The 406-nt window shown below is 69.7% G+C and carries 1 pseudogene; it reads left to right on the forward strand.

What is annotated here, in order from left to right:
* Nucleotides 1-406, forward strand: a pseudogene (locus tag FHP25_RS41240) (hypothetical protein); the annotation flags it as partial.

Raw genomic sequence — 406 nt, forward strand, 5'->3', positions numbered from 1 at the left:
TGCCGGGTCGTCGCCTGGCGGCGGTAGCGGGTCTGACGGCGACGCTGCTGGCGTCGACGTCGGCGTTGGCGCAGGAGCTGGCGCTGAAGCGTGTGATGCTGTCGTCGGGGGGCGTGGGGTATTTCGAATACGAGGCGTCGGTGGAGAACGACGCGACGCTGAAGCTGACGGTGAACCTGGATCAGGTCGACGACGTGCTGAAGAGCCTGGTGGTCTATGACGACAAGGGCGGTGTCGGCGGGCTGAGCCTGCCGGGTCGCGAGCCGCTGTCGCAGGTGCTCCGTGACCTGCCGTTCGACCAGGCGGCGCTGGGCTCGCCATCGGCATTGCTGAACGCGCTGCGCGGGGCGGAGATCACGGTGGGCGGTGCGCGCAGCGCGACGGGCCGTGTCGTGGCGGTGAATGG

This window comes from Vineibacter terrae (assembly GCF_008039615.1).
In the GTDB taxonomy this organism is placed as follows: Bacteria; Pseudomonadota; Alphaproteobacteria; order Reyranellales; family Reyranellaceae; genus Vineibacter; species Vineibacter terrae.